The following is a 15,088-nucleotide window of genomic DNA, read 5'->3' as shown; positions in this document are numbered from 1 at the left end:
CGGCAACCGAACAGGCCGGCAGGGCCGTGCGGCAGGCCCTGCCCGCAACAGTCGTGGGCCTGGCTCTGCTTCCGGCTCGGGTGCACCACGTGCGCCACATGTTCCCTCCGTCGCGGGCATGCCTTTCGCTAGATAGAGGCGACAGGCGTGCACTTTTGCGCGCGAACGGAGGTAACCATGAAGCATTTACGACCGAGCCGCGTGCTGTTGGCCGCGGTGCTCGCCGCGGCAGCGATGCCCGCCATGGCGCAGACGCCGGCAGCGCCGCGCGGCCCCGCCGATCCCTATACGCAGGGCGGACGCGTAGGCGACAGGTTCGATCCTTATTCGCAGGGCGCCAATGCGTCCACGCGCCAGGACCTTGCCCCCGAATCGCAGCCCTCCACCATGCCAGCACAGCCCGGCGCCACGCCAATGCAACCGGACGTGAATATGCCTGGCACCATGCAGCAGCGCACGCCTGACCCCTATACCAGTGGCGCGCAGTGGGCCAGCCCGAACCTCGGGCGGCCGATGGGGCGGCCCAGCAATTTCCTGGACGGGGCCTGAGCAGCCATGGACAGCCGCTGACGCGTCGCCGCGTCACGCGGTCGTTCTTACCGCTGCTTGAAATCATTGCCATTGCGCCCGCGGCGGGGCAAAGGAGATCACCCAATGAGACGAAGCGACTATTCCGATCGTCGCGGTGATGACGACTATCCGCGCGGCGACGACGAATACCTGCGCAGGCCGCCCCAGCGCCAGTACGGCAGCAATGAGCAGGGCTACAGCGATTTGCCGGCGCACGAGCGCACCGAACGCATGCGCCATCTCTCGGCCCGCCACGGCAATCCCGAAGAACGACTGCCACGCGAAATCGGGCGCGGCACCTGGGGCGGGCAGGACAGGGGGCCCGACGAGGAATGGATGGGGCTCTATGTCGAAGAGTGGAGTTGGCCCGCCTCCGGGTCTTCCCGGCAAGAGCGGTCCGGCGACGGGCGCCCCGATCCGCGTCGTGAGCCGGGGCGCTATCCCATGTATGGCCTGGATGAACAACGAGAACGCGAGCGCGGTTATGGCCGCGGCGATGCCGGTTACCGCCGCAGCGAAGGGCCGCGCAACTATCGCCGCGCGGACGACCGTATCGAGGACGATGTGTGCACGCGGCTGGCGCACGAACATGGGCTCGATGTGAGCGAGGTGACGGTCCATGTGCGCGACGGCGTGGTGACGATGGAAGGCACGGTGAACGACCGGCGCAGCAAGTACGAGATCGAGGACATTGCCGAGTCAGTGTTTGGCGTGCGCGAGGTGCTCAATCATATCCACGTCCACCGGTATGGCATGCTGGCCTCGGAGTAGACGGAGGAGTAGGCCGCCCGTGTCACAGCACCGCCCCGGCAATGCCGGGGCGGTGTCGTTTGAATTTGTCGGATGTGTCGCGCGGAGCTATCTGAACTTCGGTGGAGGAGGCGGACGCTCCTCGCGCTCGTCGGTGCGATCGGCCTTGTCGATCGGCACGTCGGCGGGCAGGCGCTCGGCCGCCCGCTCAATATCTTCGTTGATCGCTTCCTCGGGAAGCTCTTCATCAGGCGACTCGTGACGCTCGCGTTCGATCTGCGCCAGTTCGTCATCGATATCTTTTGCCGGCTCGGTCAGGTCCGGGTCCAGCGTGCTGGGCACGTTGCCACCGGTGGCCTGCGCGGCACTGCGGGCGTCGCTGCGCTGGCGTTCACCGTTACGCTTGCGCGTTGACGGGGCCGATGCTTGCGGCCGCGAAGCCGCGGACGCGCGCCTGTCTGCGCGCCCCCCGGTGCGTACGGTCTTGCTCATCCTGCTCTCCTGTTGCCATTCAGACATTCAGGTGTTCTCGACCGGCGGCTCAGTGGCCTCGGGGTCGCCGCCGCGGCGTACCGATGGCGGCTCGCCGTTCTCGTCCGGAGTGTCGTGTTCGCGCTCCACGTCGCGGCGGGGCTCGCGGCCGGGCTTGCCGCGTTCGTGGTCGACATCAGGTCCCTTGTGTGAGGTCCGCTTCAGGTCGCGCTGATTGTCATGCTCATGCTGGCGGTGCGTGCTCATTTGCCTTGGCCTCCTGAATCCTGGCTAGTCGGTACGGGCCTTCAGTTCGTCGGACACCGCGGTCACGCCGCGAACACTGCGCGCCATGTCCATCACACGCGCCCGTTGTGCGTCATCGCGCACAGTGCCTTCCAGTCGTACCACGCCGTCGGTCGTGCTGACCCGGATACTGGCCGGGTCCAGGCCCCGGCTCGACGCCAGGCGCGCCCGGACTTCGGTCGTGATGGCACGGTCGCTGCTGGCCTGGGTATCGCGCGGCTCGGCGGTGCGGCCTGGCGATGACGGCGCCGGGACCGGATCCGTGGGAGCGGCATGGATAGGGTGGATAGCGCTGCCGGCGAACAGCAGCGCGGCTGCCACGGCTGGCGCCGTGGATGCAAGCTTGGCGCGCACGCGAGTGTTCATGGCGGTGTCCTCCGGATTGCGCCGGCCGGGCCGGCCCTTGCAGATATCACCGCAAGCTTCGTTCCCGCGGCCTGGACGGTCGCGCGTGCGGCCATGTGGCGCAACCGGATCAGCGGTGCAGTACTTTTTACCGCGACTGAAGAAACTGCATGGGCTGACGCTGGAGCGGGGATTGCGTGCGCAAGGGCGATGGTCCGGGGGCACCGGCGCCGTGTTGTGTGGCGCGGCACTTGCGTTCAGCCACGTCTATAGTGAAGAAGATGCTGGCCTGGACCGCGCGGGGTGGCGTCCTGGCAGCCGGCCGGGGGGAGCGGCTCACCGATTGGGAGGAAGCTATGAATCTGGCCGCCGTCCTGTCTTCCCTCGTCCTCGCCTCGTCCGTGGCAGTGTCTTCGACACCCGTGGAGCGGCAATTGCTTGCCATGACGCCGACGGACTTTTCACAGCGCTTCAATACCGTGGCCCACGACACGGGCTCGGGGCTGACCCTGCCGTCCTTCAAGGCCAAGTCGGGCTGGCACCGGGCAGCACCAAGCACCGGCGTATCGGTGCTGGTGCGCGCGAGCCAGTCCGGCTACGCGCTGGACGAAGTCGTGGTGGTCTGCCAGGAGGTGGAGCGCTGCTTCCTGACCATCTGTACGGCTGCGCTGGCCATCGATAATTCGATCGATCCCCGTTTGCTGCAACGCTTTATCGTCGCCCGGATATCGACGGAACTGGGCGAGGTCGGCCTGGTCATGTCGGGCCTGGCGTACATCGTCGTGACGCCGAAGGAAGACGACTATGTGGCGCTGGTGATTCGCCCCTACCTGCCGCAGGAACAGGGCGCGTCGCCTACGCAAGCCAATACCGCCAGGCCGCTGATACCGATCGCCGGGCGTCGGACTCCGGGCGCAGCGCCGACCTTGTAACGGGCGTGTCGTGCTAACCCTGCCGCAGCAGCAGTGCGACGGGCAGCAGGGCCAATACCTCGCGGACAGGCAGCTTGCCATCCGGTCCTGCGGCGATTGTCTGGCCCGTCAGCGCCTCTACCCAGCCGCCTGACTGGCGCGCGCCGGCGTCGATGACGGTGTTGCCCCAGCGGGCCGGCACAACCCGGGGCAGTTCCTGGCCGACGAGCGCTGCGCCCAGGCGAGTGACCACCGTCAACGCTTGCTGCGCTCCGAGCGTCCGCACAAACGCGAGTACATGTTCCGCAAGAGGACCTTCTGCAGCGAGCTGCCGGTAGTCGCCCTGGCGGAACAGCGCTTCGTGCGCGCGGCGCACAGCCAGCGCATGCCGCACGAGCTGTTGCTTCACACGCCCGTCCCGCCAGCACGCCAGCCATTCGGCCCAGCCGGCGTGGCAGTCCAGTTGCGCTTGCAGGCGCTGGTAGTCGGGCGGGCGGCGGTTATCGGGGTCGACCAGGCTCAGGTCCCAGTCTTCGCAACCCTGGTACCGGTCGGGTACGCCGGGCGCCGTTAGCTGGATCATGGCTTGCGCGAGGCTGTTCATGGCCCCGGCCGCGGCCACGCGCTGCACGAACTGGCCGATCCGGGCGAGCAGGCCGCCCTGTGGCCAGCCCGTCGCCAGGCCGCGCAGGAACGTTTCGCACGCGTCTTCGTAAGCGGCATCCGGCATGGTCCAGTTGCCATGCAGCTTGGCTTCGCGAATGGCCTTGCGCTGCCATTGGCCGATGCGCGCCAGGAATGCCGTCAGCGCTTCGTCCTGCGCCAGCGCGTCGCGCTGCATCGGCCACGCACCCAGCAGAGTCTGGTACAGCATCAGCCTGTCGGCCGCGTCAGGGGCGCAGGGCAGCGAAGCCAGCATGCGCGCGCCGTCGACCTCCCACGCGTGCACCGCCACGGCCCATTGCTGCGGCAGCTCGCTCAATACCGCTAAGCGCATGCGCGCATCCTCGCCGCGCTTGTGGTCATGGGTGGCGGTGGCCAGCATCGCCTGGGGAAAAGACCGGTGCCGCGTTGCCATGGCGGCATGGAAGCCCGCCGGCGACAGCGCCAGCACGGCCGGATGGCTGCCGACCTCGTTGCGCGACAGCAGCGCTCCGTAGCGGTAGAACGCCGTGTCTTCGCCGGCCTTGGCGGCCAGCGCCGGCATCAGTTGCTGCACGCGGCGCCGGGCCTGTGCCGGCGCGCTGGCATCCGCCTCTGGCGTGTGCAGGCAGGCCTGGATGAAGTCGAGTGCGGCCGCCTGTTCCGGCGCGAGCGTGGCGCGGGCGCTGCGGGCCGCGGCATCCAGCATGGCCTGCTCGGCGTGGCGGGCGGCCGCGTCGCGGCGCGCAGGGGCACCATCCAGGTAGGTCCGGTAAACGGGCACGGCCACCAGCAACGCGGTCAACGCCCGGCGCAACGCTGGCCGCGTCAGGTCCCGCGTGGCAGGATCGGCAGCGGCGCAAGCGTGCAGCCGGGCGCAGGCGCCTTCGAATTCGGTGACGAGGTGATGCCGCAGGATCAGGCCGCGCGTCTCGGCCAGCGCAGCCTGGTAGCTGGCGGGGCGGCCTCCGGCCTGCCGCCACAGGGCGGCCAGCGGCATGGCGCCGGCCTCGCTGTGCAGCACGGCTGCGACCTGGTCCATGAAGTCATAGCCGGTGGTGCCGTCGACCCGCCAGTCCGCCGGCAGCGCCTCGCCCGGGGCCAGGATCTTCTCTACCAGCAGCCATGGGCGCGGCCGGAAGGGCGCCGATGGCCGATGGGCCGCATGCTCGTCCAGGCAGGCGCGCAGTCGCCGGCAGTAGGCCGCCGGATCGGCAAGGCCGTCGACGTGGTCCACCCGCAAGCCGTCGACGATGCCTTCGCGCAGCAGGCGGAAGACCAGCGCATGCGTGGCGGCAAATACCGCCGGATCTTCCTGGCGCATGCCGACCAGGTCGCTGATCTCGAAGAAGCGTCGCCAGTTGAGCGCGGTCGCTGCCGTGCGCCACCAGGCCAGGCGATAGTGCTGGTGTTCCAGCAAGGCATGCAGGTGCGCGCGGCCGGCGTCGTGGGTGCCATCGAACCAGTCCGGGTGGTCCGCGGCATGGCGTAGCAGGGGGTCCGGGGCAAGCGGAAAGTCATGCCCGAAGTAGCGCAGCGTTGCGGCATCGCCAGCGGCGTCCGGCACCACGCGCAACTCCCCGCGCGCCAGCGTTTCCCAGTACGGGTGGCCGAGCACGGGCTCCAGCACCTTGCCATGCAGGCTCGGGTCGGGGGGCTGCCAGTCGATATCGAAACTTGCGGCATGCGCACTGTCTTGCCCGCGCGCCAGCACATCCCGCCACCACGCGTTGTGCGTGGGGTCGGCGGCCATGTGGTTGGGCACGATGTCCAGGACCAGCCCCAGACCGGCGTCCCTCGCGCGCTGTGCCAGGACACGCAGCGCGGTCTCGCCGCCAAGCTCGTCGCGCACGCGCGTGAAATCGGTTACGTCATAGCCGTGCGTGGAGCCCGGACGCGCCTCGCAAATCGGGGAAAGATAAAGGTGGCTCACACCGAGCGCGGCATAGTAGGCAACCATCGCAGCAGCGTCCGCGAGCGTGAAACCGGGCTGCAGCTGCAGGCGCGCGGTCGCGCGCGGGGGCAGCCGCGCGGCGGCCTCAAGCGTCGGGTCAGCCAGTGCCGGCGTCATGGCCTGGCTCGCCCTGGCCGGACAGCACGGCGATGCAGCTCAGCGCGGGCAGCGAACCGCCAGCCAGGGCATCGGCGTGGCCGCCGGCGGTTTCGTGAAGCATGGCGTAGCCGGGCGCCGGCGGCTGGCAGCTCACGGCCTCGCGGCCAAGGTTCAGCCAGATCGACAGGCATGCGCCTTCGCCCAGGCGCCAGCGTGCGCGCAGCGCGGCCGGCCCCAGCACGTCGACGCCGGCGCTGCGGGCGCGCGGCAGCCGGTGCATCAGCCATTCCTGGCGGATGGCGAGCAGTCCCCGGTAGTAGCGCGTCCACTCGTTCTCGACGTCCAGCGGCGGCCGCGAGGCCTCGAACGTCGCCGGGTCGTTGGGATCGGGAATCTCTCGCGCCCGCGCGTCGTCGCCGAAGGCTGCCACGCTGGCGAATTCCTGCCTGCGCCCCTGGCGCACGGCCTCGGCGAGTTCCGGCGGATGGCTCGTGAAATAGTAGAACGGCGTTTGCGCCCCGCATTCCTCGCCCATGAATACCAGCGGTATCTGTGGGCATAACAGCTGCAGCGCCACCGCAGCGCGCAGCGCGTCGGCATCGGCCAGGGTCGCCAGCCGTTCACCGAAGGCGCGATTGCCGGTCTGGTCGTGGTTCTGCAGGAAGGCGACAAAGGCCGTGGGCGGCAGGTGGCCACTCGGTTGTCCGCGCCGGACCGGGGCGCGCGAACCTTCGGCGGCCGATCGGAACGGCGACACTTCGCCCTGGTACGCGAAGCCTTCGGCCAGCACGCGCGCCAGGTGGCGCAGCGGCGAACGCGGGCCGGCGCTGGCCGCGTAGTCGCGATAGTAGCCGTCCTGCTCGCCGGTCAGCAGGACATGCAGTGCATGATGGGCATCGTCGTTCCATTGGGCGTCGTACCCGGCCGCCAGGCGCGAGGCGTCGTTGCCGTCGTTCTCCAGCACGAGGTGGAGATGGCGCCCCTCCATGCCTGGCCACGCGCGCAGATCGGACGGTAGCGCCGCCAGCCAGCCTTCGTCGTCGATGGCATGCACGGCGTCCAGGCGCAGGCCGTCGATGCGGAACTCTTCCAGCCAGTAGCGTGCGTTCTCGGTAAAGAAGCGGCGCACTTCCGGGCGGCGGAAGTCGATGGCGGGCCCCCATGGCGTCATCCGGTCCTGGCGGAAGAAGGCGCTCGCATAGTGGTGCAGGTAGTTGCCCTCCGGTCCGAAGTGGTTGTAGACCACGTCAAGCAGCACCATCATGCCGAGGCCGTGCGCGTGGTCCACCAGCGCGCGCAGCTGGTCCGGGGTGCCATAGCCGGATTCGGGCGCAAACGGCAGCACGCCGTCATAGCCCCAGTTGCGCGTGCCCGGAAACTCGGCAAGCGGCATCAGCTCCACGGCGGTGAACCCCAGCGCGGCAAGCCGCTGCAGTTGCTGCATGGCACCCGCGTAGCCACCGCACAGGCCAACGTGAAGCTCGTAAATGACGGCCTCGTGCCACGGCCGCCCGCGCCAGTCCGGGCAGGTCCACGGATAGGTGGCGGCCCTGGGCTGGCAGGCAACGCTGGGGCCGTGCACGTCGCCCGGCTGCCAGCGCGAGGCAGGATCGGGGAAGGCGGTGCCGTCATCGAGCCGGAACCAGTAGCGCGTGCCGTCGCCGCAGGGCACGACCGCGCTGAACCAGCCGTCGTCGCCTGGCGTCATGCGCACGGGTCCCATGCCCGCGATCTCCAGCCGCACCGACTCGCCGCGCTGCGCGGCGTCCGGGGCCCACAGGCGGAAGCCGATGCGGCCCTCCGGCAGCCAGACCGGGCCGAACGCATAGCCGTGCGGATCGTCGTTGGACGCGGGCGCCTGGGGTGCGCCGGCCGAGAAGCTGTCCAGCGGCGCCAGCCTGGGCGTGGCGGAGCTGGCACCGGTACCGAGGAAAAATGAATGCAGGTTCACGATCAGCTCCTGACAATGGTAGCCGGCAGGGCGCGGCCCCGTTGCGGGCCCGCCGTTGCCGGGTCGGGGTGGCAACTCTGCGCGCTGCTTTGTCGAACAGTCATGGCGCTAGTGGCCTTTGCCCACGGCATGCATGCGGCTGTCCGCATGCCGCGGCGCGCCGCTTGCGCGATGCAGCAGGTGGACTGGCACGGGCCTGACCTTCCAGATCTGCTCGCAGTACTCGCGGATGGCACGGTCCGATGAAAAATGCCCGGAGCGCGCACACGACAGCACCGACATGCGCTGCCAGCGCCGTGGCTGCACGTAGGTTTCGCAGACACGCTGCTGGCACTCGAGATAGGCGCCGAAATCAGCCAGCAGCAGGTAGGGGTCATGTTGCAGCTGCGCGTCGAACAGGCCGCGGAACACACCCGGATCGCCATGCGAGAAGAAGCCCTGCTGGACCAGGTCGATCACGGCGCGCAGTTCGGCGTTGCCGTGGTAGTAGGCGGCCGGGTCGTAGCCCCTGTCGCGCAGCGCGTAGACCTCGGGCGCGGTCAGCCCGAAGGCGAAGAAGTTGTCGCTGCCGATGGCATCGCGCAGCTCGATATTGGCGCCGTCCATGGTGCCGATCGTGAGCGCGCCGTTCATGGCGAACTTCATGTTGCCGGTGCCCGATGCCTCCTTGCCGGCCAGCGAGATCTGCTCCGACAGGTCTGCCGCCGGGTAGATGCGCTGCCCGCAGGTGACATTGAAATTGGGCAGGAACACCACCTTGAGCCGCTCGCGCACCTGCGGGTCGCGGTTCACGACGTCGGCCACGCTGGTGATGAAGCGGATCATCAGCTTGGCGTACTGGTAGCCTGGCGCCGCTTTGCCGGCGAACAGGAAGGTGCGCGGCGCGAGATCCAGATCAGGATCGGACTTGATGCGGTGATAGAGCGCGATGATATGCAGCACCGCCAGGTGCTGGCGCTTGTACTCGTGGATGCGCTTGACCATGACGTCGAACATCGACGACGGGTCGATGGCCACCCCGGTGCAGTCGCGGACCAGTTCCGCGAGCGCCACCTTGTTTTCGCGCCGCACCGCGTGCCATTGCTCGCGGAAGCCGGCATCGTCGGCAAACGGCTCCAGTGCCCGCAGGCGCTCCAGGTCGGTCACCCAGCCTTCGCCGATGGCATCGGTCACCAGCCGCGACAGGCGCGGGTTCGATAGCGCCAGCCAGCGCCGCGGCGTGACACCGTTGGTGATGCTGGTGAACTTCTCGGGCCACATGTCGTGGAAGTCCCTGAGCACGTCCTCGCGCATCAGCCGGGAATGCAGCTCCGCCACGCCATTGATGGCATGGCTGCCCACGCACGCCAGATGCGCCATGCGCACCTGGCGCTCGCCATGCTCGTTGATCAGCGACAGGCGCGCCAGGCGCGAATCGTCGCCGTAGAAGCGGATGCGAACCGCGTCCAGGAAGCGCCGGTTGATCTCGAGGATGATCTCGAGATGGCGGGGCAGCACGCGGCCGAACAGCGGCAGCGGCCATTGCTCCAGTGCTTCGGGCAGCAACGTGTGATTGGTATAGGCGAAGGCCTGTCGCGTGACATCCCAGGCCTCGTCCCACGGCAGGTCGTGCTCGTCCACGAGCAGCCGCATCAGCTCGGCAATGCCCACCGCCGGGTGCGTGTCGTTGAGCTGCACCGCGAACTTCTCATCGAAGCGCGACACCGGCATGCCGTCGGCCGCCAGCAGTCGCAGCATGTCCTGCAGCGAGCAGGCGACGAAGAAGTACTGCTGTTCCAGCCGCAGCTCCTTGCCCTGTTCGGTCTCGTCGTTCGGATAGAGCACCTTGGTCAGGTTCTCGGAGGTGATCTTCTTGCTGACCGCGCCCAGGTAGTCGCCGCGGTTGAAGGTAGGGAAGTCGAAGGCCTCGGTCGCGTCGGCGCGCCACAGGCGCAGCGTGTTGACGGTATTGACGCGGTAGCCGAGGATCGGCGAATCGAACGGCACGCCCACTACCGTCTTGGCCGGTACCCAGCGCACGCGGTAATGCCCGCGGTCATCGGTGTAGTGCTCGGTATGGCCGCCCAGGCGCACCTGCACCGCCCACTCCGAACGCTGGATTTCCCACGGGTTGCCGTTGCGCAGCCAGCTATCGGTCTTTTCTACCTGCAGGCCGTCGATGATGGCCTGCTGGAAGATGCCGTATTCGTAGCGGATGCCGTACCCCAGCGCAGGGATCTCCAGCGTAGCCAGCGAATCCATGAAGCATGCGGCAAGCCGGCCCAGGCCGCCGTTGCCGAGCCCGGGCTCGATCTCCTGCGCGAGGATCTGGTCCAGGTCCAGCCCGAGCGCCTGCATCGCGGCCTGCACCTCGCTGTAGATGCCCAGGTTGATCAGGTTATTGCCCAGATGGGGGCCGATCAGGAACTCGGCGGACAGGTAGGCGACCGTGCGCGAGGGCTGGTCAAGATAGGCCTCCGAGGTGCTGATCCAGCGCTGCACCAGCCGGTCGCGCACCGTATGCGCAAGCGCCTGGTAAAGGTCGTTCTGGCTGGCATGCTCCGGCGGCTTGCCCTGGGTATGGAACACATGGTCCAGGAAGGCGCGGCGGATGCTGGCACTCGATAAAGCGGTGCGGGTATCGTCGGCATGCTCGGGCCGGTTGGCTTCCGTCATGGGGGACCTCCGTATCTGGATGGCTCGGCGCCCGCCCGCGCACCGGGCAGGCGGCCCTGGCGCACCGCCTGGGCGCGTGCGCGCAAGGCCGGCGACTCGAACAGCCGGCGCACGTCCGCATCGAGCCTGCGCTGCCAGTTGGGGTGTCCGGTCGTGGTGCCGGGCAGGTTGGCTTGTTCGGCCACGCCGAGCAGGTCTTCCATGGGCACCAGGCGCAGCGGCGTGCGGGTGCGGCCAAGCCAGGCCAGCACAGCGTCAAGGGGCGGATGCGCCGGACCGGGCATGTCGCCGCCGGCAAGGCCAGCATCGCACAGCGCCTGCCACAATGCCGTGCGCTCGCGCACACGCGCGGCGCGCGCATCCTGCGCGGTTTCAGCCGGGCCAAGCAGCCCCAGCCGTTCGCGCCAGGCCAGATCCTGTCCCTGCCACCAGCCCGCGACGGTGGGCAGGTCGTGCGTCGACGTGGTGGCCACAGCGTGGCGGGGCCAGTCCTCGGCGCGCAGGAACGGCGGCGCGGCCAACGCTTCGGGCGCGGTGCCGGCATCGGCCTGTGCGACCGGTGCTTCACGCGCGAACCACAGCACGTCGATGCCAAGTACGCCGCGCGCGGCCAGCGCGCTGTCCAGATGCGCCGGTACCGTGCCCAGGTTCTCGCCGATGATGATCGCGCGGTGCCGCCACGATTCCAGCGCCACGAGCCGCAACAAGTCCTGCAGCGGGAATTCGAGGTAGGCACCGTCGCGCGCCGAAGCGCCGGCCGGCACCAGCCACATGCGCGCCAGGCCGAGCACGTGGTCGATACGCAGGCCGCCGACATGGGCCAGGTTGGCGCGCAGCATCTCGATAAAGGCGCCGTAGCCACGATGGCGCAGGCTGCGTGGCGCAAACACCGTCACGCCCCAGTCCTGTCCGCGCGGGTTGTAGACATCGGGCGGCGCGCCGGCATGGAACCCGTCCAGAATGTCCGCCTGGCGCGACCATGCCTGGCTGCCGCCCGGATCCGCGCCGACTGCCAGGTCGCCGATCACGCCGATCGCCATGCCCGCGTCGTGCGCGGCCTGCCCGGCACGCGCGAGTCCGTCGTCTGCCAGCCATTGCAGGAAGACGTGGTAGTCGATCTCCTGCGGATGCGCCATGGCGAACGCGGCGACGGCGGCATCGGCGGGCGAGCGCAGCGTCACCGGCCAGCAGCGCCAGTCCGCGGCGCCGTTGGCATTCATGCCGTTGGCCGCTTCGCCGAGGCGGCTGGCCTGGATCGCTTCATAGCAGGCGTGGTCATGCAGCGCAGTGCCGCCGCGTGCGCGGAATGCGGCGCACGCGTCCAGCGCGGCGGGCGCTAGCAGCCGCTCGCGGTGCGTCCACAGCCACCGCAGCACGGACAGGCGCAGGCGCGACAGTTCAGCCCATTCGATCCCGGCACGGGCCTCATGCTGCGCGAATGCCGTGCCGGCATTCAGCGCCGCGATGGCGCTGTCGACGGCGTCCTGCCCGAACGTCGCGGCGGGGTCCGCGTAAATCGGGTTACGGAACAAGCGGCTCGATGGGGAATAGGGGCTGTAGCGCTCCGGCATCGCGGCAAAGCCTGCATGGAGCGGATTGACCGCCACGGCGTCGGCCTGTTCGCTGGCGGCCACATGGCAACACTGCGCGAGCGCCGTGAGATCGCCGATGCCGGTCGGCGCGCCGCGGCGCAGGCCGTAGAGTTGCACGGCTAGGCCCCAGGAGCGTACTGCTGCAGCGTCGCGTCCGGCTGCGCGCAGGGCGTCGCCCACGCCGAAGCAGCGCGGCGGCGCAACGGCCAGGACGGTCTGCGCGTCTGCCACATGCAGTCGGTGATAACCGCATGCGGCGATGGGTGCAAGGCGCAGCGTCCCGTTCCCGGCGGGCTCCGCGGTGCCGTCGAAACGCCCGCCATCTTCCAGTTCGATCTGGTACGGCCGCGCTTGCGCGATCTCCGGCCACGGCACGGCAATGGGCCGCCCTTGGTCCGCCGTAAGCAGCGGGGGCAGGCCGCAGGCGGCATCCTCGGCGTCCAGCCGCGCACACGAGGCCCGGCACTGTGCAGGCGTGTCGCAGGCCAGCGCCAGGCCTTGCAGCAGGCGGCGCAGGGCCGCGTCCGCGACCTGTTGCGGTCGGCCCCAGGCATCCAGCCAATGCGGCTGCAAGCCGGCGCGCCTTGCCAGCGCGTGGAGCGGGTCCGGTGGGGAGGTGCGTGGCAATGTCATGCGTCTGGCTCCTGCAAAGGGGCGCGCGGCGGCGTCGCCGGGCGCGCGGGTGGCGGCGGCTCGGCCTGCGCGGCGAGCACGACCAGCGCATGGGCTGGCACCGCCTGCACCGTCACACCGGCCACGGGTAGTCCGGCTTCCGGCAAGTCGGGCTGGCTGCTGTCGAAAAGCAATTGCCAGTCCAGCGCCGGCTCGGGCAGGTGGAACACCGCGTCGTTGTCTCCGGCGTTGAGCAGCATCAGCGTCACCTGCACCGGGCTGGCCTGGCCGCCGCGCACGGGGCGCCGGAATGCTTCGAGGCGCTCGGCGCGGCGCAGCGCAAGCGTACGGATATCGGGGTCGGCCCAGGCTTCCGGGCCTGGCGGCTGTCCGTCCGTATCGAACCAGGCGATATCGCCGATGCCCGGCAACGGCTCGTGGTTGCCGTGCGCAAAGCGGTGGGCGTCGGCCGCGTACAGCCGGCGGCGCAGCGCCAGCAGGCGGCGCACGATCTGCAGGAGCGTCTGGCCCTGCGGCGTCAGCGCCTGCTTCCAGTCCAGCCAGGACAGCGCATTGTCCTGGCAGTACGCATTGTTGTTGCCCCCCTGGCTGCGGCCCGATTCGTCGCCGGCGGTCAGCATCGGCGTGCCCTGGGCCAGCAACAGCGTGGCCATCATGGCGTGGGACACGCGCGCGCGCAGCGCCAGGATCGCCGCATCGTCCGTCGGGCCTTCGACGCTGCCGTCAGGGCTCCAGTTGGCGCTGTGGTTTTGGTCCGTGCCGTCGCGGTTGTCTTCGCCGTTGGCCTCGTTGTGCTTGGTGTTGTAGCTGACCAGGTCGGCCAGCGTGAAGCCATCATGCGAGGTGATGAAGTTGATGCTCGACCACGGCCTCCGGTGGCGGCGGTCGAACAGGTCGGCCGAGCCGGCCAGCCGCGCCGCCAGCTCGCCCCGCTGGCCGGGGTCGCCGCGCCAGTAGAGGCGCACGGTGTCGCGGAACTTGTCGTTCCACTCGGCAAAGCCCGGCGGTTGGTTGCCAAGCTGGTATCCGCCCGGCCCCAGGTCCCAGGGTTCGGAGATCAGCTTGACGCGGCTGAGCACCGGGTCCTGCAGCACCGCGTCGAAAAAAGCGGCGCCCGGATCGAAGCCATTGTGTTCGCGGCCGAGCGTGGTGCCCAGGTCGAAGCGAAAACCGTCGACGTGGTAGCACTCGACCCAGTAGCGCAGCGAATCAAGCACCATCTGCAGCACGCGCGGATGCGACAGGTTGAGCATGTTGCCGCAGCCGGTGTCGTTGACATAGTGGCGTTCGTCGCCGGGCACGAGGTGGTAGTAGCTGGCGTTGTCCAGCCCGCGCCACGACACCGTCGGCCCGAGTTCGTTACCTTCGCACGTATGGTTGTAGACCACGTCCAGAATCACTTCGATGCCGGCCGCGTGCAGCCGCCGCACTGCGACCTTGAGTTCAAGGAGCTGGTCGGTGGCGAGGTAGGACGGCTCCGGCGCGAAGTACGACAGCGTGTTGTAGCCCCAGTAGTTGCGCAGGCCGCGCTCCAGCAGGAAGCGGTCCTGGAGGATGGCGTGCACCGGCAGCAACTCCACGGCGGTCACGCCCAGGCGCAGCAGGTGGTCCAGGAAGCGCGGGTCGGCCAGCGCCGCGAACGTCCCGCGCAGGTGTGGCAGTACCTCTTCGCGCAGCATCGACACCCCTCGCAGGTGGGTTTCGTAGAGGACCGTGTCCGGCCACGGCACGTCAGGCGGCCGGTCATCGCCCCAATGGAAGCTTTCGTCGACCACGATGGCCTTGGGCATATTGGGCGCGCTGTCGCGGCGGTCGGGCGTGAGATCGCCGCGCGCGCTTTGCAGGCGATAGCCGAACAGCGCGTCGGACCAGCGCACCGGTCCGCTGAGCTGGCGGGCGTACGGATCGAGCAGCAGCTTGTGCGGATTGAAACGGTGCCCGTGGGCGGGATCGTACGGCCCGTAGGCGCGGTACGCGTACAGCGTGCCGAGCGCCGCGTTGGGCAGGTAGCCATGCCAGATCTCGTCGGTGCATTCGGGCAGTGGCATACGCGACAGTTCCTTGCGGCCGCTGGCCGAGAACAGGCACAAGTCAATGCGCGCGGCATTGGCCGAGAACACGGCGAAATTCACGCCAAGGCCGTCCCAATGGGCGCCGAGCGGGTAGGGCTTGCCGGCCAGCAGCCGATCCGTGAGCTGGAGCGCCATGA

11 protein-coding genes are annotated in these 15,088 nt (G+C 69.2%); 3 read left to right on the top strand and 8 right to left on the bottom strand.

Annotation, left to right across the window (positions count from 1 at the left end; translation table 11 throughout):
* Window positions 1-177: 177 nt before the first annotated feature.
* Complete coding sequence (locus AC3FNH_RS22825; protein WP_276101594.1) at window positions 178-549, top strand: endonuclease; 372 nt, start codon at window positions 178-180, stop codon at window positions 547-549.
* 105 nt (window positions 550-654) lie between these two features.
* Window positions 655-1,341, top strand: a complete 687-nt coding sequence (locus AC3FNH_RS22820; RefSeq protein ID WP_488721660.1) for a BON domain-containing protein — start codon at window positions 655-657, stop codon at window positions 1,339-1,341.
* Between the two features lie 87 nt (window positions 1,342-1,428).
* Here AC3FNH_RS22820 and AC3FNH_RS22815 read toward each other — a convergent pair whose 3' ends face one another.
* From AC3FNH_RS22815 to AC3FNH_RS22805, 3 genes are read right to left on the bottom strand one after another with little or no spacing between them, the layout of a single operon-like run.
* The gene (locus tag AC3FNH_RS22815) at window positions 1,429-1,812 is read right to left on the bottom strand and encodes a hypothetical protein (protein WP_488721659.1); all 384 of its coding nucleotides are present in this window, start codon (window positions 1,810-1,812) and stop codon (window positions 1,429-1,431) included.
* A 27-nt stretch (window positions 1,813-1,839) separates the two neighbouring features.
* Window positions 1,840-2,058, bottom strand: a complete 219-nt coding sequence (locus tag AC3FNH_RS22810; protein WP_276101591.1) for a hypothetical protein — start codon at window positions 2,056-2,058, stop codon at window positions 1,840-1,842.
* A 24-nt stretch (window positions 2,059-2,082) separates the two neighbouring features.
* Window positions 2,083-2,463, bottom strand: a complete 381-nt coding sequence (locus AC3FNH_RS22805; protein ID WP_488721658.1) for a BON domain-containing protein — start codon at window positions 2,461-2,463, stop codon at window positions 2,083-2,085.
* Between the two features lie 335 nt (window positions 2,464-2,798).
* On the opposite strand from AC3FNH_RS22805, the gene AC3FNH_RS22800 reads away from it, so the two are divergent.
* A complete protein-coding gene (locus tag AC3FNH_RS22800) occupies window positions 2,799-3,374 on the top strand; it encodes a malto-oligosyltrehalose synthase (RefSeq protein WP_488721657.1) in 576 nt (191 codons plus the stop codon).
* A 13-nt stretch (window positions 3,375-3,387) separates the two neighbouring features.
* On the opposite strand, the gene treY is transcribed toward AC3FNH_RS22800, so the two are convergent.
* The 5 genes from treY to glgX all read right to left on the bottom strand — a co-directional run bounded on the left by treY (window position 3,388) and on the right by glgX (window position 15,086).
* Complete coding sequence (gene treY / locus AC3FNH_RS22795) at window positions 3,388-6,066, bottom strand: malto-oligosyltrehalose synthase (RefSeq protein ID WP_488721656.1); 2,679 nt, start codon at window positions 6,064-6,066, stop codon at window positions 3,388-3,390.
* On the bottom strand, window positions 6,047-7,999 hold the full coding sequence (gene treZ / locus AC3FNH_RS22790) for a malto-oligosyltrehalose trehalohydrolase (RefSeq protein WP_488721655.1): 1,953 nt from the start codon (window positions 7,997-7,999) through the stop codon (window positions 6,047-6,049). The genes treY and treZ overlap by 20 nt, the downstream gene beginning before the upstream one ends.
* Window positions 8,000-8,107: 108 nt before the next feature.
* A complete protein-coding gene (locus AC3FNH_RS22785; RefSeq protein WP_488721654.1) occupies window positions 8,108-10,654 on the bottom strand; it encodes a glycogen/starch/alpha-glucan phosphorylase in 2,547 nt (848 codons plus the stop codon).
* Window positions 10,651-12,879 (bottom strand): 4-alpha-glucanotransferase, encoded by a 2,229-nt coding sequence (malQ, locus tag AC3FNH_RS22780; RefSeq protein ID WP_488721653.1) that lies wholly within the window; start codon window positions 12,877-12,879, stop codon window positions 10,651-10,653. Before malQ ends, AC3FNH_RS22785 begins: the two co-directional genes overlap by 4 nt.
* Window positions 12,876-15,086: a glycogen debranching protein GlgX gene (gene glgX, locus AC3FNH_RS22775; protein ID WP_488721652.1), complete on the bottom strand. Its 2,211-nt coding sequence runs from the start codon at window positions 15,084-15,086 to the stop codon at window positions 12,876-12,878. The genes malQ and glgX overlap by 4 nt, the downstream gene beginning before the upstream one ends.
* Window positions 15,087-15,088: the final 2 nt, after the last annotated feature.

The organism is Cupriavidus sp. 22TCCZM01-5, from assembly GCF_057798915.1.
This window is presented reverse-complemented; position numbering and strand designations above follow the sequence as displayed.

Bases quoted from the DNA above. Each gene is read 5' to 3' on its own strand.
- AC3FNH_RS22825 (WP_276101594.1), top strand. From the start codon at position 178: ATGAAGCATTTACGACCGAGCCGCGTGCTGTTGGCCGCGGTGCTCGCC.
- AC3FNH_RS22820 (WP_488721660.1), top strand. From the start codon at position 655: ATGAGACGAAGCGACTATTCCGATCGTCGCGGTGATGACGACTATCCG.
- AC3FNH_RS22815 (WP_488721659.1), bottom strand. From the start codon at position 1,812: ATGAGCAAGACCGTACGCACCGGGGGGCGCGCAGACAGGCGCGCGTCC.
- AC3FNH_RS22810 (WP_276101591.1), bottom strand. From the start codon at position 2,058: ATGAGCACGCACCGCCAGCATGAGCATGACAATCAGCGCGACCTGAAG.
- AC3FNH_RS22805 (WP_488721658.1), bottom strand. From the start codon at position 2,463: ATGAACACTCGCGTGCGCGCCAAGCTTGCATCCACGGCGCCAGCCGTG.
- AC3FNH_RS22800 (WP_488721657.1), top strand. From the start codon at position 2,799: ATGAATCTGGCCGCCGTCCTGTCTTCCCTCGTCCTCGCCTCGTCCGTG.
- treY (WP_488721656.1), bottom strand. From the start codon at position 6,066: ATGACGCCGGCACTGGCTGACCCGACGCTTGAGGCCGCCGCGCGGCTG.
- AC3FNH_RS22785 (WP_488721654.1), bottom strand. From the start codon at position 10,654: ATGACGGAAGCCAACCGGCCCGAGCATGCCGACGATACCCGCACCGCT.
- malQ (WP_488721653.1), bottom strand. From the start codon at position 12,879: ATGACATTGCCACGCACCTCCCCACCGGACCCGCTCCACGCGCTGGCA.
- glgX (WP_488721652.1), bottom strand. From the start codon at position 15,086: ATGGCGCTCCAGCTCACGGATCGGCTGCTGGCCGGCAAGCCCTACCCG.